General features: G+C 43.9%; 1 protein-coding gene. It reads right to left on the bottom strand.

Annotated features, from left to right (window positions below; genetic code table 11):
• On the bottom strand, nt 1–319 hold a 319-nt coding region (locus F1E73_RS17785; protein WP_191089083.1), incomplete at both ends, for a hypothetical protein.

Here is a 319-nt window from a genome sequence, read left to right as displayed (position 1 = left end):
CTACCTGTTTTCCATCAGCGGTTAGATTGGCGTTCACCGTTAGGGGGTGAGGTTCGCTTATCACGGTTTCAAAACAATAGGGTTCATAGGTCTTTCCTCCCTCTGTTCCTTCAATGCAAATCCTATAGGTTCCTGCGGCTAGGTTCTGAATAGTGTAGGATTCCGTGAAATTGAAGGTGGTGTTTATGGAAGCTCCTGTAATTGTCCCTTGATAATTTAGCGTCTTATTGGCTTGTAGGTCAATGGAACCATCACTTTTCCCCCGGCAGGAAGCACTATTAATTGCTATCTCAAAATTATCTGCTGGGAATAGGTATAC

It is taken from the genome of Arenibacter lacus, from assembly GCF_008711145.1.
In the GTDB taxonomy this organism is placed as follows: domain Bacteria; phylum Bacteroidota; class Bacteroidia; order Flavobacteriales; family Flavobacteriaceae; genus Arenibacter; species Arenibacter amylolyticus.
This window is presented reverse-complemented; position numbering and strand designations above follow the sequence as displayed.